Origin of the sequence: Alkaliphilus pronyensis (assembly GCF_009017275.1) — a bacterium.
GTDB classification, from domain to species: domain Bacteria; phylum Bacillota; class Clostridia; order Peptostreptococcales; family Natronincolaceae; genus Alkaliphilus_C; species Alkaliphilus_C pronyensis.
Genome location: NZ_WBZC01000049.1, coordinates 1 through 23,983, shown reverse-complemented (window position 1 = coordinate 23,983; position 23,983 = coordinate 1). Strand labels below are relative to the sequence as shown.

Annotated in this window: 24 protein-coding genes; all 24 read right to left on the bottom strand. The window is 35.8% G+C overall.

Translation table 11 applies throughout. The annotated features are described in order from the left end of the window. Positions 1–255: 255 nt before the first annotated feature. The 24 genes from F8154_RS12045 to F8154_RS11935 all read right to left on the bottom strand — a co-directional run bounded on the left by F8154_RS12045 (position 256) and on the right by F8154_RS11935 (position 23,719). On the bottom strand, positions 256–1,236 hold the full coding sequence (locus tag F8154_RS12045) for a biotin--[acetyl-CoA-carboxylase] ligase (protein WP_151861875.1): 981 nt from the start codon (positions 1,234–1,236) through the stop codon (positions 256–258). A 192-nt stretch (positions 1,237–1,428) separates the two neighbouring features. Next, the gene (locus F8154_RS12040; RefSeq protein WP_408609016.1) at positions 1,429–2,676 is read right to left on the bottom strand and encodes a sodium ion-translocating decarboxylase subunit beta; all 1,248 of its coding nucleotides are present in this window, start codon (positions 2,674–2,676) and stop codon (positions 1,429–1,431) included. Between the two features lie 27 nt (positions 2,677–2,703). Next, positions 2,704–3,105, bottom strand: coding sequence for a biotin/lipoyl-containing protein (locus F8154_RS12035; RefSeq protein WP_151861873.1), 402 nt, complete (start codon positions 3,103–3,105; stop codon positions 2,704–2,706). A gap of 55 nt (positions 3,106–3,160) precedes the next feature. Then, entirely contained in the window at positions 3,161–3,553 is a 393-nt protein-coding gene (locus F8154_RS12030; RefSeq protein WP_151861872.1) for an OadG family protein, read from the bottom strand. A gap of 30 nt (positions 3,554–3,583) precedes the next feature. Then, positions 3,584–5,131, bottom strand: a complete 1,548-nt coding sequence (locus F8154_RS12025; protein ID WP_151861871.1) for an acyl-CoA carboxylase subunit beta — start codon at positions 5,129–5,131, stop codon at positions 3,584–3,586. Positions 5,132–5,189: 58 nt separating this feature from the next. Next, positions 5,190–5,597, bottom strand: a complete 408-nt coding sequence (gene mce / locus F8154_RS12020) for a methylmalonyl-CoA epimerase (RefSeq protein WP_151861870.1) — start codon at positions 5,595–5,597, stop codon at positions 5,190–5,192. A 20-nt stretch (positions 5,598–5,617) separates the two neighbouring features. Next, positions 5,618–6,550, bottom strand: a complete 933-nt coding sequence (meaB, locus tag F8154_RS12015; RefSeq protein ID WP_151861869.1) for a methylmalonyl Co-A mutase-associated GTPase MeaB — start codon at positions 6,548–6,550, stop codon at positions 5,618–5,620. Between the two features lie 51 nt (positions 6,551–6,601). Beyond that, positions 6,602–7,006 (bottom strand): cobalamin B12-binding domain-containing protein, encoded by a 405-nt coding sequence (locus tag F8154_RS12010; protein WP_151861868.1) that lies wholly within the window; start codon positions 7,004–7,006, stop codon positions 6,602–6,604. 33 nt (positions 7,007–7,039) lie between these two features. After that, positions 7,040–8,719 (bottom strand): acyl-CoA mutase large subunit family protein, encoded by a 1,680-nt coding sequence (locus tag F8154_RS12005; RefSeq protein WP_151861867.1) that lies wholly within the window; start codon positions 8,717–8,719, stop codon positions 7,040–7,042. A 631-nt stretch (positions 8,720–9,350) separates the two neighbouring features. Beyond that, a complete protein-coding gene (locus tag F8154_RS12000; RefSeq protein ID WP_151861866.1) occupies positions 9,351–10,367 on the bottom strand; it encodes an ABC transporter permease in 1,017 nt (338 codons plus the stop codon). Between the two features lies 1 nt (position 10,368). After that, on the bottom strand, positions 10,369–11,361 hold the full coding sequence (locus F8154_RS11995) for an ABC transporter permease (protein ID WP_151861865.1): 993 nt from the start codon (positions 11,359–11,361) through the stop codon (positions 10,369–10,371). Continuing rightward, positions 11,362–12,210 carry an ABC transporter ATP-binding protein gene (locus F8154_RS11990; protein WP_151861864.1) on the bottom strand — a complete coding sequence of 283 codons (849 nt, stop codon included), beginning with the start codon at positions 12,208–12,210 and terminating at the stop codon, positions 11,362–11,364. It abuts the gene before it with no gap. Next, positions 12,207–12,359: a hypothetical protein gene (locus F8154_RS15185; RefSeq protein WP_192930285.1), complete on the bottom strand. Its 153-nt coding sequence runs from the start codon at positions 12,357–12,359 to the stop codon at positions 12,207–12,209. Before F8154_RS15185 ends, F8154_RS11990 begins: the two co-directional genes overlap by 4 nt. A 142-nt stretch (positions 12,360–12,501) precedes the next feature. Beyond that, positions 12,502–13,509: a HAMP domain-containing sensor histidine kinase gene (locus tag F8154_RS11985; RefSeq protein ID WP_151861863.1), complete on the bottom strand. Its 1,008-nt coding sequence runs from the start codon at positions 13,507–13,509 to the stop codon at positions 12,502–12,504. Continuing rightward, positions 13,502–14,182 carry a response regulator transcription factor gene (locus F8154_RS11980; RefSeq protein WP_151861862.1) on the bottom strand — a complete coding sequence of 227 codons (681 nt, stop codon included), beginning with the start codon at positions 14,180–14,182 and terminating at the stop codon, positions 13,502–13,504. The genes F8154_RS11985 and F8154_RS11980 overlap by 8 nt, the downstream gene beginning before the upstream one ends. 52 nt (positions 14,183–14,234) lie before the next feature. Then, a complete protein-coding gene (locus F8154_RS11975) occupies positions 14,235–14,810 on the bottom strand; it encodes a Fe-S-containing hydro-lyase (protein ID WP_330577903.1) in 576 nt (191 codons plus the stop codon). Between the two features lie 18 nt (positions 14,811–14,828). Further along, entirely contained in the window at positions 14,829–15,671 is an 843-nt protein-coding gene (locus F8154_RS11970; protein WP_151861860.1) for a fumarate hydratase, read from the bottom strand. Positions 15,672–15,771: 100 nt separating this feature from the next. Then, on the bottom strand, positions 15,772–17,769 hold the full coding sequence (gene ftsH, locus F8154_RS11965; protein WP_151861859.1) for an ATP-dependent zinc metalloprotease FtsH: 1,998 nt from the start codon (positions 17,767–17,769) through the stop codon (positions 15,772–15,774). A 99-nt stretch (positions 17,770–17,868) separates the two neighbouring features. Continuing rightward, positions 17,869–19,263, bottom strand: a complete 1,395-nt coding sequence (tilS, locus tag F8154_RS11960) for a tRNA lysidine(34) synthetase TilS (protein ID WP_151861858.1) — start codon at positions 19,261–19,263, stop codon at positions 17,869–17,871. 165 nt (positions 19,264–19,428) lie between these two features. Then, entirely contained in the window at positions 19,429–20,400 is a 972-nt protein-coding gene (locus F8154_RS11955) for a protein kinase domain-containing protein (RefSeq protein ID WP_151861857.1), read from the bottom strand. A 51-nt stretch (positions 20,401–20,451) separates the two neighbouring features. Beyond that, positions 20,452–21,189 carry a VWA domain-containing protein gene (locus tag F8154_RS11950; RefSeq protein ID WP_151861856.1) on the bottom strand — a complete coding sequence of 246 codons (738 nt, stop codon included), beginning with the start codon at positions 21,187–21,189 and terminating at the stop codon, positions 20,452–20,454. 228 nt (positions 21,190–21,417) lie between these two features. Continuing rightward, positions 21,418–21,597 carry a GNAT family N-acetyltransferase gene (locus tag F8154_RS15415; protein ID WP_243141242.1) on the bottom strand — a complete coding sequence of 60 codons (180 nt, stop codon included), beginning with the start codon at positions 21,595–21,597 and terminating at the stop codon, positions 21,418–21,420. A 327-nt stretch (positions 21,598–21,924) separates the two neighbouring features. Then, on the bottom strand, positions 21,925–22,356 hold the full coding sequence (locus tag F8154_RS11940; RefSeq protein ID WP_151861855.1) for a serine hydrolase domain-containing protein: 432 nt from the start codon (positions 22,354–22,356) through the stop codon (positions 21,925–21,927). A gap of 628 nt (positions 22,357–22,984) precedes the next feature. Continuing rightward, entirely contained in the window at positions 22,985–23,719 is a 735-nt protein-coding gene (locus F8154_RS11935) for a GNAT family N-acetyltransferase (RefSeq protein WP_279237188.1), read from the bottom strand. Between the last annotated feature and the right edge of the window lie 264 nt (positions 23,720–23,983).

The following is a 23,983-nucleotide window of genomic DNA, read 5'->3' as shown; positions in this document are numbered from 1 at the left end:
AATTTTAACTCTTTATTTTGATATGTATTTTTTAACTTTTAATTCTTAATTCTTAACTCTTAATTCTTAACTCTTAACTCTTAACTCTTAACTCTTAATTCTTAACTCTTAACTCTTAATTCTTAACTCTTAATTTGTATTTTTTAATTTGTAATTTTCCATTCTCCATTTTCAATTTTCAATTATTATTTTCTTGTTTACATTTTTAACTTTTCATTTTTAATTTTTAACTTTTAATTTATAATACCTCCCTCATCATATATATCCCTTCTCTCCCCTTATAGAAACCTCACCTGTTAATATTTCTGTTTTTTTCCCCTCTTCTGTTAATACTTCTAATAGTCCCTCTTCTGTAATGTCTACAGCTTTTGCCTTTGCTTGATTGGCACCCTGTTGTATTATAACCTCCTTACCTAATATAGCAGAATTATTTCTACAGATATTTAAGGATTCCTTTAGTGTACCTTCTTTAACAAAGCTATCATATAATAGTTCAAAAGCATTAAGTATTTCACAAAGAAGTGCTCTTCTGTTTATTTTTTCTCCCTTTTCTAAGAATAAGGATGTTGCTTTATCTGCTATTGTATTATGAAATGCCTCATTGTTTACATTTATTCCAATTCCTACAATTAAATAATGAAGCTGGTTTAACTCTGCTGACATTTCCGTTAATATACCGCAAACCTTCTTTCCATTAATAACAATATCATTGGGCCATTTAATTAATGATTTTAGGCCTAATACCTTATTAATTCCTTGCCATACAGAAGCTGCTGCTATCTGAGTAAGCTTGCCTCCTTCTGAGGGTGGAAATTTGGGTTTTAATATTAATGTCATCCATATGCCATCACCCTTTGGAGATTCCCACTCTCTCCCCAGCCTTCCTCTACCGGATAGCTGTTCTTCGCTAATAATTAATGTACCTGAGGGTGTCTTATCGGCAATACCTTTAGCATAGCTATTAGTTGAGTCAATGCTGTTAAAGTGAATTATGTTCTTCCCTATTTCTTTTGTTGTTAAATGCTTTTGTATTTCTGCTGGCAAAAGTAAACTGTTATTTTCCAATAGCCTATAGCCCTTTTTATTTGCAGTTTCTATAATATACCCTAATTTTCTTAAATTATTTATATGCTTCCAAATGGCAGTACGGGAGACTTTACATTTTTCGGCTAAGGCTTCACCACTTATGTATTGTCCCTGCTGGTCCATCAGTTCCTGTAATATTTTATTCTTCAAAAGTCATCATCTCCTTATTTAGGAACTATTACTTAACATAGCTATATTTTATCCTATCTTTTATTGTATGACTATGTTTTAGAGGGATAATTAATTTTCTATAGTCTAGGTTTTTAATTATTCCAAAACAAAAGCCCCAAGGAGTAGAGTTTAGTCTACCATCTGGGGCTTATTTTGTCTTTATTTTAGTTGTTAATTAAATAGTGTTAATAATACTCCTGCTGCAACCGCAGAGCCTATTACGCCTGCAACGTTAGGTCCCATTGCGTGCATTAACAGGAAGTTACTAGGATTCTCTTTTTGTCCAACAGTCTGGGATACTCTGGCTGCCATTGGTACAGCAGATACCCCTGCTGAACCTATAAGGGGATTAATTGCATTACCCCCTAAAATCTTATTCATTAGCTTTGCAATAACAACTCCTGAAGCAGTTCCAACTGCAAAGGCAACAACTCCGAGAACAATTATTTGAATTGTATCTAGCTTTAAAAAATGTTCTGCTTTTGCAGTGGCTCCAACACTTATACCAAGAAGAATGGTTACAATATTTATTAGTTCATTTTGAGCTGTTTTTGATAAACGATCTGTCACAAGGCTTTCTTTAAGCAAATTACCAAACATTAATAACCCAATTAAAGCAGAGGCTGGTGGTAATAATAATGATACCACCGCAGTAACAAGAATTGGAAAAATAACTTTTTCAGCCTTTGATACTGGTCTTAATTGCTTCATTTTAATCATACGCTCTTCTTTTGTGGTTAATGCATTCATAATAGGTGGCTGGATAACTGGCACCAGTGCCATATAGGAATAGGCTGCAACAGCAATAGGACCCAGTAGTTCTGGTGCTAATATTGAGGTAAGGAGTATCGCTGTTGGCCCATCGGCACCCCCAATAATTCCTATTGATGAGGCCTCCTGTGGTGTAAATCCCATAAGTATAGCACCAGTAAAGGTAAAGAATATACCAAACTGAGCTGCAGCACCTAAAAACAAACTCTTGGGGTTAGCAATAAGTGGTCCAAAATCTGTCATTGCACCAACACCTAAGAAAATTAGAGGTGGAAAAATTCCTAACTTATTGCCCATATAAAAATAGCTTAGTAATCCTCCTGGGGTTTCAGTATGTACCTGCATAGGTATACCCTCCACCAGCATTTTAGCAGTTGGGTTACTTAGCATTTCTGCCGTTGCACCAGCTGTTTCTGGGTTTAATGCCTTTATTACTGTATCTCCAATATCCATTAGTCCTGAAATAGGTAGGTTTGTTAAAAGCATACCAAAGGCAATGGGAACCAATAAAAGAGGTTCAAACTTTTTTGCAATTGCCAGATAAAGTAATATACAGGAAATAGAAATCATAACTATATGTTGCCAAGTCAAATTAGCGTAACCTGTACTATTCCAAAATTCAATCAACACTTCAAACATCCTGTGCATCTCCTTTCAATTGTTTTAATATGGTGTTTATTTTATAGATACCAAAATATCTCCACCATTTACCGATGCACCTTCTTTAACATGTATTGTTGTTATAACCCCATCGGCTGGAGCCACTATTTCATTCTCCATTTTCATTGCTTCTAAAATAAGCAATACTTGATCTTTCTTAACCTCTTCTCCCTCTGAAACCAACACCTTCCATATGTTACCCGGCATTGGTGCGTCAACATTTACGGCTCCTGCAGAAGCTGTAGCTGGTGCTGCTGGTTTTGAAGTTGGCTTAGGAGCTGGTTTTGCCACAGGCTTAGCTGCTACAGGAGGGGCTGTTGCTACTGCTGACCTTTGAACTGCAGCAGTACCATCCTTTACTTCTTCAACCTCCACCTCATAACTAACACCATTTACGGTTATATTAAATTTCTTCATGAATTATATCCTCCTTATCGCTATTAGATGTTTATTAAAACTAATGCTTTTATGCTTACATATTATTTAACTGTTGTATTCTACCGAGCCTTCCCCAAGCAGGAGTCGGGTCGTTTGTTCTAACTATGTTCTTAACTATTATATTATGGGTAGAGGTATTAAGACTAGCAGCTACTGCAGCTGTTATTACTGCCACCAATTCAGTATCATCCGCTGTTTCTTCAATAAAGTCTACTTCTACCTTTGGTTGTTCTTCAGCTTTTGGAAGCTTTTCTTGAGTTTTGACTGGCTTATTTAATAGCTTTTCCATTATTCTTATAATGAAATATAGCATTATAAGGGCAATAAATACAATACACACCCCCATAATCGTCACTTGTAAACTGGCCATTAAATTTTCTCCCAGTGTCATCTCTGCACCATTTTTCAGTTTATCCAGAACACTCATTTATTTATCACCTCTTCATAATTTCCTAGCCTATAGTGGTACATTACCATGCTTTTTAGGAGGTCTTGTTTCCTGTTTGCTTGCCAGCATATTTAAAGCATCGGCAAGTCTTGGTCTTGTTGCAGAGGGTTCTATAACATCATCAACATAACCTCTTTCTGCAGCTTTATATGGCGTAGCAAACTCTGCCTTGTAATCAGCAATTTTTTCTGCCCTTGTTGCTTGAGGGTCTTCTGAGTTTTTTATATCATTCTTAAAGATTATGTTGGCAGCACCCTCTGGCCCCATAACTGCAATTTCAGCACTTGGCCATGCAAGAACCATATCTGCTCCTAATTCCTTGTTACACATTCCTATATATGCTCCCCCGTAGGCCTTCCTTACAATTAAAGTAATTTTGGGTACCGTAGCTTCGCTATATGCATATAGCATCTTAGCTCCGTGACGAATTATGCCACCATATTCTTGGGTAGTTCCCGGTAGGAATCCAGGTACATCTACAATATTTAAAACTGGTATATTAAAGGCATCACAGGTTCTTATGAATCTACCTGCTTTATCTGAGGCATTAATATCTAAACAACCAGCCAATACCTTTGGTTGGTTAGCAATAACCCCTACTGTTTGACCATTAATTCTAATGAAGCCCGTAATCATATTTTGTGCAAAATACTGCTGTGTTTCCATAAAATCGCCATTATCTGCAATAAGCTGAATTACACTTTTCATGTCATATGGCTTATTTGAGTTTTCTGGTACAATTTCATCTAGCTCATGAATTATTTTACTAATGTCATCATTAGTCTCGTATATTGGGGATGTTTCCATATTGTTTGAGGGTAAAAAGCCAATCAACCTTCTTATTTCTGCTATACAGGCTTCATCATTTGCAGCAACAAAATGAGCAACACCACTGGTTTTATTATGGGTCATAGCACCACCTAGCTCCTCTGCACTTACTTCTTCACCTGTAACTGTTTTTATAACCTGTGGCCCAGTTATGAACATCTGACTGGTTTTATCCACCATAAAGATAAAATCTGTTAGGGCAGGAGAGTATACTGCACCACCAGCACATGGTCCCATAATAGCTGTAATTTGTGGTATTACCCCTGAGGAAATGGTGTTACGATAGAAAATATGACCATATCCCGATAATGCATCAACACCTTCTTGTATTCTTGCTCCACCAGAGTCATTTAGTCCTATTATTGGTGCCCCCATCTTTAAAGCCATATCCTGAACCTTACATATTTTTTTAGCATGCATTTCTCCTAAAGAGCCACCTACAACAGTGAAGTCTTGGGCATAGGCATATACAAGTCTTCCATCAACTTGTCCATAGCCTGTTACAACCCCTTCGCCAGGTGCCTCTACTTTTTCCATACCAAAATTAACACAACGGTGTTTAATAAATCCATCTAACTCAACAAAGGTTCCTTCGTCAAAGAGAAGATTAATTCTCTCCCTTGCTGTCAATTTACCTTTTTGATGTTGACTGGCAATTCTTTTTTCTCCGCCACCCAACTGAATTTTGCTCTTCCGTTGACGTAGCTCTTCCAACTTGTTCATGGTCATCTTAACCCTCCTATTGTGAATTGCTATTAAATATTATTTCAAGTATAGTAAAAATGAATTAGTCTTCTCTTTCACTTAACTCTACCAAAATACCATTTGTACTTTTAGGATGACAAAAAGCAATTTTAGCTCCACCAGCACCATATCTTGGCTTTTCATCAATCATCCTCATACCCTTTTCCTTCATTTCTTCAATTGCTGCTTCAACATTGTCTACTCTAAAGGCTAAATGCTGAATACCTTCACCCTTCTTATCAATAAACTTTGCTATTGGTCCTTCTGGATCTGTTGATTCTAAAAGCTCAACCTCTGTGTCTCCAACAGGTAAAAAGGCAACTCTAACTTTTTGCTCTTCAACAATCTCTGTGTCTACACATTCTAAGCCTAAGACATCTTGATAAAACTTTAAAGCCTCATCTAAGTTTTTAACAGCAATTCCTACATGATCTAGCTTGTTTACCTTCATTAATAACCCTGCCCTTCTTATTAATAATTAATTATTTTATTAATCAAATCTTCACTGACAGTATAGGGATCTAGCTTACGAAGTGCCACTTCTTTTGCCATTTTTTCTATCTCAGTTCTATTATCCTTTTGAAGCACCCGTTTCATTAAACTATCCTGTACTAAATCAATTATTTCTATTTCGCTATTTTTCCTTCTTCTTTCAATTAGCCTGTTGGAGCTTTGAAGATACTCCCTATGAAACTGTATTTTTTCCAGCAACTCTTTTACTCCCTTATTTTCAGTTGCAACAATTTGTAGCACTGGAGGTCTCCAGTCACTGTGATTATAATCAAGCATCATTTCTATTTCAACCTTTGTTCTATCGGCTCCCTCTCTATCGGATTTATTTATTGCAAACAAGTCACCTATTTCCATAATTCCTGCTTTTATGGCCTGAATATCGTCCCCTAGTCCAGGTACCATTATCATAATAACAGTATCAGCAGCTTTTACAATATCAACCTCCGATTGCCCTACTCCAACTGTTTCTATAAAGATATAATCGAAACCATATATGTCTAGTATCTTTACTGCTCCAAGGGTTGCCTTTGAAAGTCCTCCTAGGTGGCCGCGGGTACCCATACTGCGGATGAACACACCGGCATCAGTATATAGGTCTGCCATTCTAACTCTATCTCCTAAAATAGACCCCCCCGTAAAGGGACTAGTTGGGTCAACTGCTATAATTCCTACTGTTTTTCCTATTTGTCTTAGCTCCTTTGCCAGTTTATCTGTAAGGGTGCTTTTCCCTGCTCCTGGGGGACCGGTTATACCAATTACATGGGCCCCTCCCGTATGCTTATAAAGTCTTGAGAGTGTATTGATTGCTTCTGTGTCATTACTCTCTATCAAAGTAATTAATCTAGCTGCTGCCCTTTTATCTTTATTCATTAACCCTTCAGCAAGGTTCATTTCCTCACCACCTGTCAAAGTTATGATAGAAAAAAGTAAAAATACTATTTTTTAAAGTTCTCTCTTAAGGTTTTCTTTTATGAAATCAATTGTGGCTTGGGTTGGTGTACCAGGTGTGAATATACCTGCTAATCCACTTTCCTTTAAGCCTGGTATATCCTCGTCGGGTATAACTCCTCCACCGATTACCAGCATTTCTTCGTAAACCTTTTCATTTTTTAATAACTCAACCACTTTTGGAAGTAGGTGATTGTGTGCACCTGATAAAATGCTAAGAGCAACAACATCTACGTCCTCTTGAATTGCAGATTGTACTATTTGTTCTGGTGTTTGTCTAAGTCCTGTATAAATAACCTCCATACCTGCATCCCTTAAGGCTCTTGCAATTACCTTAGCGCCACGATCGTGTCCATCTAGACCTGGCTTAGCAACTAATACACGAATTGGTCTGGTCATAAATAATCCTCCCTCACTATTCATATCATATTATTATAAAATAACACTTTGCTGATATTCGCCAAATACTTCCCTTAAGACACCACATACTTCTCCAAGGGTTGCATACTCCTTAACAGCGTCTATTATATAGGGCATTAGGTTAGCATCACTATATGCAGCTTCCTTTAGTTTACTTAGTTTTTCTTCTACTGCCTTATTATTTCTCTCAGCTTTTATTTCGTTAATTTTTTGTTTTTGAAGCTCACCAACTGTAGGGTCTACTCTTAATAACCCCTTTGGTGCCTCCTCCTTTATTTGAAACTTATTCATGCCAACAACAATTCGTTCGTTACTTTCTACTTGCTTTTGATATTCGTAGGAGCTGTCCATTATTTCTTTTTGAATATAACCTTTTTCTATTGCTTGGGCTGCTCCACCTAAATGGTCTATTTTTTTAATATATTCTATTGCCCCCGCTTCTATTGCATCGGTTAAGCTTTCAACATAGTAGGAGCCCCCTAATGGATCTATTGTTTCTGCCACTCCACTTTCATAGGCAACAATTTGTTGGGTTCTTAATGCTACCCTTACAGAGTCCTCTGTTGGTAGAGCCAGAGCTTCATCCTTAGAATTTGTATGTAGGGATTGTGTGCCACCAAGAACTGCTGCTAATGTTTGAATAGCTACCCTTACAATATTATTGTCAGGCTGTTGAGCAGTTAAGGTCGAGCCTCCCGTTTGTGTATGGAACTTTAGCTGCATAGACTTAGGATTTTCTGCATTAAATCTTTCCTTCATTATTCTTGCCCAAAGTCTTCGGGCTGCCCTGAACTTTGCAACTTCTTCAAGCAAATCGTTATGAGCATTAAAGAAGAAGGAAAGTCTTGGAGCGAAGGTGTCTACATCTAGTCCTGCTTTAATTGCAGCCTCTACATATGCAATACCATTGGCTAAAGTAAATGCCACCTCTTGTATAGCTGACGAACCAGCCTCTCTAATGTGGTAGCCCGAGATGCTAATTGTGTTCCAGTTTGGCACATCCTTTGAACAGAACTCAAATATATCAGTTATTAATCGCATAGATGGAGCTGTGGGAAAGATGTATGTACCCCTTGCTATATATTCTTTTAGTATATCATTTTGAATTGTACCTCTTAGCTGATCTGATGATACTCCTTGCTTTTCTGCAACTGCTATATACATAGCTAATAGTACTGAAGCTGGTGCGTTAATTGTCATTGAGGTACTAACCTTATCTAAAGGTATACCCTCAAACAGTATTTCCATATCCTTAAGTGAATCAATAGCTACCCCTACTTTTCCAACTTCCCCTTCTGACAATGAATGATCTGAGTCATATCCAATTTGAGTTGGTAAATCAAAGGCTACTGATAAACCAGTCTGTCCTTGCTCTAGTAGATACTTATATCTTTTGTTAGATTCCTCTGCCGTTGCAAAACCAGCGTATTGTCGCATCGTCCAGAATCTACCGCGATACATTGTAGGCTGAACTCCTCTAGTATAGGGGAACTGCCCTGGAAACCCTAAATCATTTTCATAATCTTGACCTTCTACCTCTGTTGGTGTATACAGTCGTTCTATTTTTTCATTAGAGCCTGTAACAAACTGCTGCTTTCTTTCTGGAAATCTATTAAGGGTTTTTTGTACTTTTTTTTCACTCCAGCTACATTTGCTTTTTCTTAGCTGATCAAGCTTATCTTTTTCCAACATGATACTTCCTCCTTCATAAAATATAATTTTGTTTTGAAGTATACAAAGTGAATCCTTCAGTTTATAAATTGTTACTAATTGACTGCAAGTGGTTTAGTTTATTTAATTCTATAAATACAAGAGATTATCAAGGAACATTTCACATTGCGGGTATATGCAAGTTTCGATTCACAACTTGCAATGATTGAAATTAATGTTGCATACCACTATGGTTATTCTACAGTTTTTTCTTTATTCCTGCAACTATTATTAATAAAAAGGTTGGTATTTTTGTCTATTGTTAAATATTACATATATTTTTTGTTTATTTTCCCCATTAAAAATTGTATCATTCTAATAGCTAAATAAACAATTACAAAATTTAACTATTAATAATGGATAATGCAAAGAACAAAAGTATTTCATGCGTTTAAAATAATGAAGAAATGCTTTTGTTTTCCAGAGAACCCACGGGTTCTCTAGGACGCTTCGCTGTACTCTCCTTATAAACATAAGGGGGAACGCCCCCTTAACAACCCCGTTTTTAATAGGAATTCTGACGAACTTTCCTATTAAAAAATAAAGATATGTCCTTCTAATGAATGACATATCTAACCTTTTTTTATCTATTATTGAAGCAAAATTATTTTTGTTATACTCCATAAACCTTTTTCTTACGATAGCCCGTTATAAAGTAAATAAGCAGCAAAGCAACACAATGTATCAACAAAATAGCAAGATATACGCTTATACTCTGTCTGGATCCATTCACCAAGTCCATCAAGCCATAAAAGGTAGCACTGGATGGAAGTAAGTAAGATAACGTTCTACCGATACTGCCCGCAGGAATCATCAGATAGAAAAAAATTGGAGGAGCAATAAAAAATATCATTATCAGTTTAATATAGACAATACCTACCATTAGTCCGCTTGAAAACAGTCCGATATACATCCCAATCAGCGCAGATATAAAAGCTGATAATATAATTAACAACAATAAAGGAATGAGTTGTTCAAACTCAATTTTAATACATACAAGTGCGGTAGCAATGGTAGATAAAACACCGCCGACAAGCCCTAAAAATATTTTTTGAAACACATAGTCTTTCTGCGTCATTGGTAAGATTTCATTTATAAACAAAATGCCATCCTCTTTTTCTCCAATGATATTCATGGCATTAAAAGTACATCCCATAAACATAGCAGTCACCATGGTTATGACTATAAGTAATGATTTAATCCACAGGCTATCGCTTGGTGCGGGGCTCACCTGAATTGCGACTGCATTGATTGCCTGCCGTTCTTCAAAGAGTAGAGGAATATTATCACCTATGGTTTTGTATAGTTGCAATTCATCCCCAGACAAGATAGTCCTTATAGTATCACCATCCCGAACCGCCCCAATCATTTGTGTTGCTGGGTCAATCACTGCTCTTTGCAATCCCTTCGCATCTTCATATATCATGACGCTGCCCTTCTGCTCCAGCCAGTTGACCATTTCTTCGGTTAAATCATTTTGAACTATACCAAAGGCCGTTTCTCCAAGGGTCGAAAGACTAACACCAGATAGTAGGTTTATAGCAATGCCAGCAATAATGGGTAGCAAAAATGACAAGATACACATTTTGTCACGACGGATGTTTTTAAATTGATAGTAGATCCCTCTCATTCTATCCCTCCTTTGCCATTTCATGTGTTAATGCCTTGTACGCCAACATGAACAGTGACACAATGGATACAACACAAACAATATAATAGATTGGTTCATCAGTAGGCATTCCAAAGTATGCGTTTTTTATTGCCATGAATAGGTGATACATGGGATTATAGTTGACCCAGTTCCATGTAATGCTCGTCTGTCCCACAAGAAAAACAGGGGTTGTAATGAAGATAGCAAGGACAAGATATAATAAGGAAAACTGTTTGAAATCTGGTAAGCGTACAGCACAAAGAAATCCAAGCAATGCCATAATAAGGGAGAGTAGAATGGTCTGCACTAAAACAGCAGGGAGTACCGAAATCCCCTTCTCCAGTCCAAGATTGATAATTGTTAGCAAAAAAGCAAAAGCAAGGTCAGTCAATAGGAACAGAACGAGTTTTGAAAAAATAAACAGACTCTTGCTTACTGGCATTACTCCATGCACCCTTATCACTCCCATATGCTTTTCTTTGAACAGAGCAGAAGCCAGACCCAAGAAACCGACAGCCGCCAACTCGAAAAATAGAAACTCACTTGTGATTTCACGTCGATTTTTCATTTCTTTACTGTTTTGACCAATCACTTCTGCAGGTGTACTTTGTCCTGGCGATAGAAGGGAGTAGGCATAGGCGGTGCGTATGTTGTCCATGCTATCCAGTCCCGATGATACCATAATTATTTCTGGCTCTAATCCTGTTGCGTCAATACCAACAGCGTAGCCGTCGGATGTCCGGGACTGTAATTCCTTAATATTGTCTACACGGATGATTTGACTGGACGCATTTTGAATGCTTTCTTCTGGGTCTAATAGGTAAACAGGATAAATATCCTGATCTATCTTGATATAAACCAAATTGATGTATAGGGAATAAAGGATAAGTGACGCTACAATAAGTAGCAAAAATTTGCTGGACAACATCATCTTGAAGTCTTTTTTTAGCAGGGAAATAAAGCTATATTCCATTTATGACAACCCCCTCCCTGTATACTGAATAAACACATCCTCCAAAGATGGTTCTTGGGAATGGATGCTTACAATTTCATCGTGAGGGAAAAGGATCCCTTGTGTCAATTCACAAGCTTTAATAATCTTTTTCTCCCGCTTGTCCTTCAGCATATAATCAATCACAATCTTCTGGTTGCTGTTTTCTTCTTTTAGATTTTTAGGTGTATCAACTACAGCAATACTACCGTTTACGATAAATGCCACCCGGTCACAAAGCAGGTCTGCATCCAGCATATTGTGGGTTGTGAGAAAAACTGTAGTGCCTTTTTTCCGTTCTTCTTCTATAATGTTACGGAATAACACCGCCCCAGCAGGGTCAAGTCCACTGGTTGGTTCATCTAAAAACAGCAGCTTAGGACTAGTCATAAGTGCCCGTGCCATGCTCACCCGTTGACGCATACCTTTGGAATAAGAGGATACTGGCTTTTTGATATAATCTTTTTTAAATTCTAACCGTTCTAATATTACCTCAATATCCTGTCGCTGCTCCTTTGGGTAGAAGGATATAAAATAGTTGAGATTATCCAACCCACTCAAATTTGCATATAGGTAAGGATATTCGAAGAGAACACCTATATTTTGATAAAACTCCTGATTATAGGATTTGGTAATATCCTTTCCGAATAGCCCCACATCACCACCGTGTCCTTTCAAAATTCCTGTAAGTATTTTTTGTGTTGTAGATTTACCCGAACCATTTGGTCCCAAAAAACCAAAGATTTCTCCTTTTTCCACCGTAAAATCAATGCCATGTAATGTTTGCTTGCTTTTACCATAAGAAAATGTAAGGTCTTTTACTTCGATCATTCTTCGTCACCCCATTTGCCCCTCTGGGTGCTTTGTCTTTCTTTTTGTCGCTGACTCCACCACTTCATAAACTTCAATTTAAAGGGAAGAGATATTGCGAGAAAAACTATTAAAATCATCCACCAAAACCACGAAAGTCCTAAAAACATAAGAGTACACCTCCATATTAATTTAACAATTTGTTTTACATCCTAAAACTACGATATTGGTGTAAAGATTTTGTAAAGATAGATTGAAAATGAAGTAAAGAAAAAATCGTGCCACGCAGCACGATTTTAATAATAAATGAATTTATTGAGTAATAGGAAGCTTAAAATAGAACTCGGCTCCATTCTCTTTGTTAAGCATGCCATATTCGGCTTTGTGCATGGAGAGTATTTGAGCTGATATAGCAAGACCAAGCCCTGAGCCATTTCTATTGATTTCACTTTTATCTCTATGGAACTTTATCCAGACATCATCTGTCAAATAAGGCCCGTCATTATAGATTGAAAATTGCATAAGGCCTTCTAAAATACTCACCTTAATATGGATGTTACCATTTTTAGATACAAATTTTTTCGCATTACCCATAAAGTTATGTAAAACCTGCTGTAACCGAGTTTGGTCAGCCTCCACAAATACTGGCTCATCAGGAAGTGAGTAGCTCAAATGGAATGGGCCTGAGGGAGAATCCACATATTCCCGACCCGCCACTGTTTCCACTAATTCCACAAAATCAAACTTTTCAATTTTCATCATAGTGGTCCCAACTTCAAGTGAGGATAAATCCAGCAGGGCATTTATCATCCCCGCCATTTTTTCTGTTTCCTCAACAATTACCTGGCTGTAAACTATTTGTTTATCCGGCACAGCGTCTTTCAGTCCCTCCGCATAGGCTCTAATAACACCAATAGGGGTTTTAAGCTCATGAGATAGGGTATCAGTAAGTTCTTTTCGCTGTGCTAATGCATATTGTAGATTTGTCGCTGTTGTGTTCAAATTATCCCCCAGGGTTTGCAGCTCATCTTTTGTATTCAACTTGCAGGGCTGAGAAAAGTCAAGATCAGCCATGCGCTGTGCTGCTTTACTGATTTCATGGATGGGACTCGATACCATACGGGCTAACACCATATCCCATGCCAAAATCAAAATAATCAATAGAAACACAAAAATAAATTCGCTTATCCAACCAGAAAAAGCAGATGCTATGATATATGCTAAAATACAAGCTCCAATAATGATTTTAGATAAGAGGAAAATTTTTTTATTGATTGGATAGATATAAAACCAGCTTGAAGACCTTGATTTTTTATTCAAACTCACTCACCTCAAACTTATATCCAGAACGAATTAGAGTAACAATATGGCAACCTTCGCTCCCTAATTTCCGCCGCAGGTTTTTAACATGAACATCTACAGTTCTGCTTGTGCCCTCAAAGTCATATCCCCAAATACGATTTAGCAACTGATCTCTTGAAAATACCTGCTTGGGATTTCTCATAAATAAAAGTAGTATTTCATATTCTGTATGGGTTAAATCAACTGAAATTTCATTCACAAATATTTCCCTCGACATGGGATTGAGAACAATTTTTCCAGCTTGTAAAGTTGACACAATACTTTCAGGATGTCCAGTCCTCTTGAGTAATACTCGTACCTTTGCCATCAACACATTTGGGCTAAAGGGTTTTGTAACATAGTCGTCTGCACCCAACTCATATCCTCTTAATTTGTCAACTTCTTCTTGTTTAGCGGTCAGCATAATAATTGGGAGGTTGCTAATTTCCCGAGCCTGTTTACAAACAGAATATCCGTCCAAGTTCGGCATCATAATATCCAATATCATTAAGTCAACAGGTTTGTTTTTTAGTACTGTCAATGCTTCCATCCCATCATCAGCTAGAATAATGTTGTACCCATCTTTTTTCAAATAATCCGATACAATATCTTGTATTCGCTTTTCATCTTCTACAATTAGAATGAGTGGCATACAATACCTCCTTTAAGGGATAATGAATAATTATATAGTGAAAATATCAAGTTTAATATGAAGGTTTATGTGATTTTTTTGTGTTATAATTGGCAGGCCCTGTTTTATATAGATTTACTCCCTGACTATCTATTGCTACTATTACTGGAAAATCTTTTACCTTTAACCATCTAATAGCCTCAGTTCCTAGCTCTGGGAAAACAATTATCTGAGACTCAATAATTGACTTGCTTATTAAAGCACCTGCACCACCAATAGCAGCAAAATAAACAGCCCCCTTTTTCTTAATTAAGTCTACCACCTTATCACTTCTGTCTCCTTTACCAATCATACCTAATAGGCCTAAATTCATCAGTAAGGGAGTTAAGTCGTCCATTCTTGTACTTGTAGTGGGGCCAGCAGATCCAATTATTTTTCCTGGTGGTGTTGGTGTAGGTCCTACATAGTAAAGTATTGCTCCTTCTATATTAAAGGGCAAGTTGACATTGTCCTTCAGCATTTCCCTTAGCTTTATATGGGCAGCATCCCTTGCGGTATATACATCGCCACTAATTAAAACCCTGTCTCCCGCCTTAAGATTACTTATTTTTTTCTCATTTAATGGTGTGGTAATCCTTATAGTATTCAATGTAACCCCTCCCATAATCTAGAGTATTATTTTCACATGTCTAGATGCATGACAATTTATATTAACGGCAACAGGTAATCCAGCAATGTGTGTAGGATGGGTTTCTATTTTAACTGCCAAAGCTGTTGTTTTGCCTCCAAAGCCTTGTGGTCCAATACCTAGCCTATTTATTTCTTGGATTAGCTCCTCCTCTAGTTCCCTTAAATATGGATCTTTATTCTTATCACTTAAATCTCTAACCAAAGCTTTTTTTGATATTTGGGCAGCCTTATCAAAGGTACCACCTATACCCACCCCTACTACAATTGGTGGACAACAATTTCCCCCTGCATTTTTTATGGTTTCAAGTATAAATTTTTTTACTCCTTCTATACCCTCTGAAGGCTTTAACATTTTTACAGCACTCATATTTTCGCTACCAAAGCCCTTCGCTGCTAATGTTATTGATAGCTGTTCTCCCTCCACAATATCGTAGTATATGATGGCAGGTGTATTATCCTTAGTATTTTTCCTTCTTAGTGGACATTCAACAATAGACTTTCTTAGGTAGCCCTCTTTGTATCCCCTGCTGACACCTTCGTTTATAGCATCGGTAACATTACCACCATATACAGTTAGATCTTGTCCTATATTGACAAATGCAACAACTATTCCTGTATCTTGACATAGTGGTATACCTTCTTTTTGGGCTATTTCTTGATTTAGTAGAATATCCTTCATTATTTCTTTTGCCAAACTTGAATCCTCTTCCTTAATGGATCTTTCCAAAAGTGTTTTTAACTCCTTATCCATATTTATGTTCATTTCAATGGACTTATCTTTTACTCTTTTAACAATTTCTTCATAGTATACTTTTTTCAAGTTTATACCGCCTTTTTATTATGTACTATAATATATAAATCGTTGGAGCTTAACTTCATTTAATAATTAAGCACCTTGATAATTCAAGGTGCTTAACAGCTTATTCCTCCTTAGGAGGCTCTTCTTTTTTATTATCCATATCGTTGGAGTCTACATCAGTTGAACTAGTATCTTCAGTCTTATTCTCCTCTTGCTTTTGACTGTTATTTTCCTTGTTTTTATTAACAAGCATCTTATACTTTTCATCTATTACTTCTATTGTATCTTCATCTTCTATAATAAGCTCTTCATTAAATACTTTTTCAAATTGATCTGCATCAAGGGTCTCCATTTTAAGTAGACCTTTAGCAACTATGTGGAGCTTACCCATGTTTTCACTTAGTAGTCTCTCGGTTACTTCATATGCCTTGTCAATTATTTTTTTAACTTCTCTATCTATTTCTGCAGCTACTTCTTCTGAATAATTTCTTCTTGAGGTTATATCCTTACCTAAAAACACTTCTTCTTCTCCACCTAAGTTCATTGGTCCAAGAACGTCACTCATGCCATACTGGGTAACCATTGCCCTAGCGACTTGTGTAACTCTTTGTATATCGTTAGAGGCTCCTGTACTTATATCGTCCAGCACTAGCTTTTCTGCTACTCTACCTCCAAGAAGGTGTACAATATGTGCTTCCATTTCTGACTTAGTATTATAATACTTATCCTCCTTTGGGAGTATCATTGTAAACCCACCAGCTCTTCCTCTTGGTATAATTGTAACCTGATGTACAGGGTCAATATTAGGAAGTAATGTTGCAACTACTGCGTGACCTGCTTCATGAAAGGCAGTAAGCTTTCTTTCCTTTTCACTAATTACTCGACTTTTCTTTTCAACACCTGCTATAACCTTTGTAATAGCTTCTTCTATGGTTGCCATTTGAATTTTCTTTTCATTCTTTCTAGCTGTTAGTAACGCTGCTTCATTCATAAGGTTTTCTATGTCTGCGGGGGTAAATCCTGGTGTTCTTCTAGCCAGAACCTTTAGGTCAACATCCTCTGACAGTGGTTTACCCTTAGCATGAACCTTTAGTATTGCTTCACGACCTTTTATATCAGGCACTCCAACGGAAACCTGACGGTCAAATCTACCTGGCCTTAGTAGCGCAGGGTCTAGAATATCTGGTCTATTGGTGGCTGCTACTATAATAATTCCTTCATTAATTCCAAATCCGTCCATCTCAACCAGTAGCTGATTTAAAGTTTGCTCCCTTTCATCATGTCCTCCACCTAAACCTGCACCTCTTTTTCTACCAACTGCATCTATCTCATCTATAAATATTATACAGGGTGAGTTCTTTTTTGCCTGTTCAAATAAGTCACGTACTCTTGAAGCACCAACACCCACAAACATTTCTACAAAGTCTGAACCACTTATACTAAAAAACGGTACACCTGCTTCACCAGCAACTGCCTTAGTTAAATAGGTTTTACCTGTTCCTGGTGGTCCCACCATAAGAATTCCTTTGGGAATTCTAGCTCCTAGCTCAATATATTTTCTTGGGTTTCTTAGGAAATCCACAAGCTCTTGTAGCTCTTCCTTTTCCTCATCTAAGCCTGCTACCTCGTCAAAGGTGACTCGTTTTTTCTCATCCTCTTTATGCAGCTTTGCTCTGCTCTTTCCAAAGGACATGACACGGTTGCCCCCACCTTGAGATTGCTGCATAAATACAAACCAAAATACAACAAAAATTAAAACAAGAAAAATTGATGGTAATAAATCAATAAACCATGGAGTACCTGGTGGTTGATCACCCGATACCTGTAGCCCATTCTCTTCCATTGCAATATTTAAAACCTCTGTAAATCTTTCTACGCTATAGACAACGGGAATATAAGATTTAAAGGGTACTTCATCATTGTTTTGAATCATAACTCCTTCTAAATTACGCTCCACATTGTGGAGTTGCTTTACATTGCCATCAACAATCTCTTTATATAGTTGCGAAAACTCTATTTCTACTATTTGTGTTGGTTGCTTTGAAAACTGTTGAACAATAATTAACAAAACAATAAAAATTAATATATAGAAGCTTGCTCCTCGGAAAAATTTCCTCAACAATAGTCCTCCTCTCATAATGCTAAAAAATTGGTTTACTGCATTTTAATATTTTACCACACTATCCAGTTAAAAACAACTTAATATAAGTATGTAAAATTACACATTATTAAGTTGTTCAAATTCTATTATTAATATTCTAGTTGTATCCTTTGTAATTTTATATAAATCGCTTATTCTATGGCCTACAACCCAGATAATTTCTTCATCATCACATATAAGAGGAATTCTATCCCTCTTATGTCGATCAATCTTACAATCTATGAAATAGTCCTTTAGCTTTTTTGTGCCCTTCATCCCTAAAGGCCAAAACCTATCACCTTCTTTACGGTTTCTAACAAGTAAGCCTCCTTTAATTATATCCCAATCAAAGGCTTTTTTAAATGCTTCTTTAGGGAATTGAAAGTCATCCTTTCTATTAATAATATAGTAACGTATCCTGCCATTTATTTCTGATATATTTGTGTAGCTATCCCTTATTAGTGGATAGGAGAAGCTTACTTTTTCTTCTGTTTCTGTAGTAAAGATAAGCTTTTCATAATTGGTGTAAACTGTAATTCCCATAGGTAACTGAATACTTTTTCCAGTTATATCTTTACTAATTAAATGTAGTAAAATTTGTATGTGCTTATACTCTAGTACCTCCCTTTTACCAACTAGATTTTCGGCTACTAGTCTCATTAGCCTTATAAGCAATGAAGGGTGCAGTTTATTGATACCTTGTATTGGTAATGTTAAACGGTTTGCTTTTTCTTTTTTTATTAAAATTTTGTAAATATCTTCTGCCTGAAGGTCAAGATAATCACTATCAACCTTCAATATTTCTGCTGTTTTGGCAAGTGTTTCGACAATATTTGGATTATATTCTTCAAGGGCTGGTATTAGCTGAAGTCTTATTTTATTTCTGTGATATATTGGCTGTAGATTAGTGTGATCTAATCTAGGTTGAAGCAAGTGGAATCTACAGTAGTCTTCAATATCCCTTCTAGTTATATCTAATAATGGTCGAATAATATTGTGACGTCTGTGATGTATTGCTGTTAGACCTTGAATTCCTGTGCCTCTTATAAGACGCATTAAAAGGGTTTCTGCTTGGTCGTTTAAATTATGGGCCACTGCTATTTTTTGGGCTCCAACATTTTCTGATATTTCTTCAAAAAAAAGATACCTTAGTACCCTACCCGCCTCTTCTAGAGATAAGCCATGTTCCTTAGCATATTTAGGGACATTTATACTTTTTATAAAGCACATAACATTAAGCTCATCACAAAGTTTATTAACATATTGGGCATCCTGTTGTGCTTCAATTCCTCTAAAATTATGGTTTAAATGGGCTACATATAACTTTATATTATACTCATTTATTAATTTATGTAGTATATGTAGTAAACATACTGAGTCAGGACCACCTGAAACTGCTACAACTATTTTATCACCTAAGTCAATTAATTGGTGCTTTTCTATAGTATTTTTAACTTTATCTAAATCTATCATAAGCTATCCCTCATTCTTTTACTTACTTTATTTCTCCACTTATTAAATTTATCCTTCGAATAAAAAACTTAACTCCTCTTATTTTGGAGCTTGGAGGCACTTATCTACCCATTAAGTAGCAAGAGTATTAATAATGCCAATGAGATGAATTAAACTGTTAAGCTTTTATTTTACTAGCATTAAGATGGTTATAAGAAAAAATGTGCTAAGCAAAAAAACACTACTGGCTAAAAAGGCTAGGTTAATGACTTTGTTTTTTTTCTTCTCCTTCTCTATCCTAACACGATTTTTCTCAATATTGTATATCTCTTTTATTTTTTCTTTAATATACTTAAGATTGAGGTTTTTTTCCCTGTAGGAGGTAATTAAAAGCTCCTTAAGCTCATGACTAATATCTTTATTTTTTATCTTCAATATAATACTATTTATGTTGTCTTTGTTGGGGTCTATTTTAGCACCAATAATTAAACGTGTTAGCATCATAAGTACCGAAAATACATCGTAGGAGGCCTCTGCTTTTCTTTCACCACAACGCCATGCCCCTCTATCGTATGCTGGTGTGTACTCCTTTATTGCTCCATTAATCTCTACAACACCTCCAAGATCAATTAACCTTATTTTCTTATGGTTATTATCAAGCATTATGTTTTCTAATTTGAGATCACCTAAAACGTAGCCTAAGCCATGAATATTCTCCAGCTCCTCAAGTATAATCATAATTATACCTAATGCAATATCGATTGTGATTGGTGATTTTAAAAGGTAATCCTTTAAATTTACTCCTGGAATGTATTCAATAAGTAAAAAATGCTTCAGATTGTTTTCTATTACAAAATCATCTATATCAAAAACATTTACAACAAAGTCTATAAAATGGAATTTTTTTAGTAATTGATACTCTCTATTTATCGACAGAGTGTCTTGACTAACCTTCATTGCATACTGTTTGTTGTCCTCCATGCTTCTGACAAGGTATACCTTTGCAGTACCACCACTTCCAAGCTTTTTTAAGGGCTTATATTTTTTGTTTTTCCATTTCCCAGTAATTGTGGTTTGCTGTGTCAATAAACAATTCTCCACTGGCATCACCTCATTCTTTAAATTAACAAAGGCAGGAACAAATAATATCCCTGCCATGGTAAATAAGTCTTTTAGTTAGTTACATTTACTACATGTGATCTATAGCTGTTACACTGTAGCCTCCAATTCTAAGGTCTCACCCATATTGTTTCTCATTTTTGCTATAAAGGAAGCCATGTAGTCCACTGTAAAATCTATGGCTGCGGCGGTGGGGGTTCCACCATTAGGTTTCATTTGATAAAGACTTCTTTCTATATCTACTGTATTATCCTCAAAGTCAAATAAAATACTACTGTCAGTGCCCCTTACTCCAGGATAGGCTAAAATGGCTAAAAATAGCTTTCCTCTTCTATTCTTTAGTGAATCCATTAGGTCTAAAATACTGTTACGGGCTGAGTGTATTTTATTCGTCATGCTTCCGCTGCAATCCAATAATACACAGCAACATACTGCAACATCGTCGGAGTACTCATCAATGTAATTCAATATTTTACTTCTAGACTCAGGTGGCATCTGATTTATGTCGTTTCCTATTAACTCCTTCAACTGCTTGTTTACAGCCTCTTGAATAGTGTTGGAAACTGTTTTATAGCTTAGGCTATGAAGGGTTTGTGACAAATCCTCTATATATGTATACTCATAGTACCCTCCTCCTGCTTTGGCTATATTGGCAACCTCTTCAAAGGGCTTTTCTTTTTGACAATTACTATTTAGTATACCTATTGTACTTATAGTTATGTCTTTGCTATGGGCTCTTTTTGCAGCTGCAACAGGATCTCCCCCTAAGTTAGACTCACCGTCGGTAACAACTATTATTTGTTTTACCATGGTTATATTGTTTTCCATTTGTATCACCTCCAGTTTTATTAGTAATTATTAGCATAAAAACCTATTTTATACTTATAAATGTAGTATTTGCCATGTTTCCTATTTAAATATATTCAGACAAGCTGTAATAAATGTCATAAAAAAACTTCCACAATGTTGTATGGAAGTAGTTAATCATGCTATATAATTAATGTTATCAAAGCTATAAAGAACACTTATCTCCCCATAAAAGTGGGAATGGATAGTTTATTCATATCCTAACTCTATATTTTCCTTAACACTTAGCCAATCATCCTTCAGTAAATCCATATACACTACGTGTTGAAAGTCACCACTTCTACTATCAAAGCATCCTTGTCTAATAATACCTATTTCTCTAAATCCTAGACTCTTATATAAACTATGTCCTTTTTTGTTATCTAACATTGTAGTAAGCTCTATTTTATTTAGGTTTAAAAATCTAAATAATTCATTTCTCCATTGTTCCACAATTTATGTAAATAATCTTCATCACCTAATTCTAATTGCCTTATAACTATATTCTTTCCCTCAATCATTAACGTCTCACTTCTTTAATTTTTCTCTACTTCCACTAAATTTTGTTAGGATGATACATAACAGTTTCGTGTTAGTGTGTCTTCAAGCTATACAGGGATTATGGGCAGACGAAGCATATCAATTGATGAGAAAATAATGAGACAAAAATAAATAGTTGTAATAGCCAAGGATAAGTACGAGGTTGAGCTGAATGAATTAACCTATTGATAAAAAAGAAACAAGATTTACAGGATAAGGAGTTGCTAAACCCATATCTTCTTCTATTAAATGAATCCACTTGAGTGGAATAGGGTTTGGTAGCCCCGCAGTATGGGTTAATAATTGTCTTATAGTAACATCTTCTCCGTAGGGGTTTTTAATTATATACTTAGTTATCGAATCATCTATACTCAACTTATTCTGCTCAGCAAGCTGAAGTATAGCTAAAGCTGTAAAAGTCTTAGTAATCGAAAATCCATTAAAGGTAGTTTTTTCTGTAACCTTCGTATTTTTAGAAATGTCGCTGTAACCCCTCTGATATGTAAAAAGTACTTGGTTACCATTCACTGCAGCATACTGTAGACCAGGTGTTGTGCCTTTCTTAATTAAACTGTCAAGATAGCTTGTTACTTTTTCCCTATGTTTCATTTTAACCTTAACCTCCTCATCGTTACTATTTACATGTTTTTAATTATATCTTTAGTCCAGATTAACAAGAAACTAATGCCCCAATACTACCACTTATAATTAACTCCTCGTAATACAATCTTAATGGCCCCCATTTAACCTATGATATGCCCCTTTCATATGACGATTGGTGTTTGTGATGTCACTGGAATGAACGCCAAATGTAGTTGGTCTTCGCAGTGCTTCATTCCAGTTAAAGGGATGCTGGTAGAGAACGGATATATATTGTTATAAGAAGTGGCGATGCCTTTCACAGCTATAATGCTTCATTTTAGAAAACCAATTCTCCTACATTGCTTTATAAAACAATTAGAATTACTTCCTCGAAGTAATCTTTTATTATAGAAATGCAAATATGCTTTTGAATGCCTATAAATGGCCTGAAGCTAATCGTACTTGTTTTATCACAGCTTTTGACTAAAGCCGTAGAGCCCTTCATAAGTAGGCTGTGCCGACACCCATTGAAGAGATATGGGGTCGAAGGTCTATACAATTGCTATGGGATGGTTAATGGGAAACTATAAGTCACTACTCTTGATAGAGCAATTCTATATTATCTCAACATACACTATGTGTATAATATGAGTTACTATATTTTAAACCAGTAATATGGCTTCTTCTTAAATAGTTTAAATCCTGCTTTTTCTACAGTTTTTCTTGATGCAATATTTGAATCAACACAATTCCATTGTGCCACAAGGCTTCTTTGTATACACTCTTTTACAAAGTATTGCGTTAGTATATATGCTAATCCTTTTTTTCTATGTTCTACCCTTGTCTCTATATCAATCAGTATTATATCTTGATATCTTGCTGTTCCAACAATTACTCCTATGATTGATGTTTCAATAGTTGCAACATATGCTACACTCTTAGCAAAGAATTCTTCATAGCTTCCCCATGATTGTAATAATCTTTCTTTTAAAAATTCTGGATTATAATACTTACCATTTTGTAATAGACTTATAAATTCTTGGTCAACCTGAACAATATTAAAATCATTTTTATCTTGTACCACATCAGCATCGTATTTTCTATAAAAATATTCTTCTTCGTGATTCATATTTTCATCTGAAAATTGTTTTAAGATGTAATCTTCTGTACTTTTGCTTTCCACAGAAAACTCAAAATAATTTACTCCTTTACTTTTCAGCTCTGGAAACAACTTTCCTCTCAGAAACTCTATAAAATCATCATAGACTGAAAAATCATTAGGGCTACCCATAATCGAAAAGCCTCCTACTGTAAATGAATAAACCAAAGCTAATGTAGGATTCACTATATTGTCAACCCAGACATCACCTTTACATTCACCTGCAACTATTCCAGAGTAAGGGCTATCACTGTATAAAATATTTGTGTGTTTGCTTAAATCTGTACTATCTACTTTTTTCAGTATTTGTCACTTCCTTCTTTTTCATTAAGAAAATAGTAAATATAATTGTATCATTCCACCTCTTTAAATCAAGTACCAATTTATCAGTACTTTCATATTTTTTAATTTCATAACTCCTAGTAATATATTAATTGAAATTTTAATAATCCAACATTTACCCACACTTAATAAAAGCAACCCTTATTTTACTTT

Coding starts and splice junctions, on each gene's coding strand:
- F8154_RS12040 (WP_408609016.1), bottom strand. CDS start 2,676: ATGCACAGGATGTTTGAAGTGTTGATTGAATTTTGGAATAGTACAGGT.
- F8154_RS12035 (WP_151861873.1), bottom strand. CDS start 3,105: ATGAAGAAATTTAATATAACCGTAAATGGTGTTAGTTATGAGGTGGAG.
- F8154_RS12030 (WP_151861872.1), bottom strand. CDS start 3,553: ATGAGTGTTCTGGATAAACTGAAAAATGGTGCAGAGATGACACTGGGA.
- F8154_RS12025 (WP_151861871.1), bottom strand. CDS start 5,131: ATGACCATGAACAAGTTGGAAGAGCTACGTCAACGGAAGAGCAAAATT.
- mce (WP_151861870.1), bottom strand. CDS start 5,597: ATGAAGGTAAACAAGCTAGATCATGTAGGAATTGCTGTTAAAAACTTA.
- meaB (WP_151861869.1), bottom strand. CDS start 6,550: ATGAACCTTGCTGAAGGGTTAATGAATAAAGATAAAAGGGCAGCAGCT.
- F8154_RS12010 (WP_151861868.1), bottom strand. CDS start 7,006: ATGACCAGACCAATTCGTGTATTAGTTGCTAAGCCAGGTCTAGATGGA.
- F8154_RS12005 (WP_151861867.1), bottom strand. CDS start 8,719: ATGTTGGAAAAAGATAAGCTTGATCAGCTAAGAAAAAGCAAATGTAGC.
- F8154_RS12000 (WP_151861866.1), bottom strand. CDS start 10,367: ATGAGAGGGATCTACTATCAATTTAAAAACATCCGTCGTGACAAAATG.
- F8154_RS11995 (WP_151861865.1), bottom strand. CDS start 11,361: ATGGAATATAGCTTTATTTCCCTGCTAAAAAAAGACTTCAAGATGATG.
- F8154_RS11990 (WP_151861864.1), bottom strand. CDS start 12,210: ATGATCGAAGTAAAAGACCTTACATTTTCTTATGGTAAAAGCAAGCAA.
- F8154_RS15185 (WP_192930285.1), bottom strand. CDS start 12,359: ATGTTTTTAGGACTTTCGTGGTTTTGGTGGATGATTTTAATAGTTTTT.
- F8154_RS11980 (WP_151861862.1), bottom strand. CDS start 14,182: ATGCCACTCATTCTAATTGTAGAAGATGAAAAGCGAATACAAGATATT.
- tilS (WP_151861858.1), bottom strand. CDS start 19,263: ATGATAGATTTAGATAAAGTTAAAAATACTATAGAAAAGCACCAATTA.
- F8154_RS11955 (WP_151861857.1), bottom strand. CDS start 20,400: ATGGCAGGGATATTATTTGTTCCTGCCTTTGTTAATTTAAAGAATGAG.
- F8154_RS11950 (WP_151861856.1), bottom strand. CDS start 21,189: ATGGAAAACAATATAACCATGGTAAAACAAATAATAGTTGTTACCGAC.
- F8154_RS15415 (WP_243141242.1), bottom strand. CDS start 21,597: ATGTTAGATAACAAAAAAGGACATAGTTTATATAAGAGTCTAGGATTT.
- F8154_RS11940 (WP_151861855.1), bottom strand. CDS start 22,356: ATGAAACATAGGGAAAAAGTAACAAGCTATCTTGACAGTTTAATTAAG.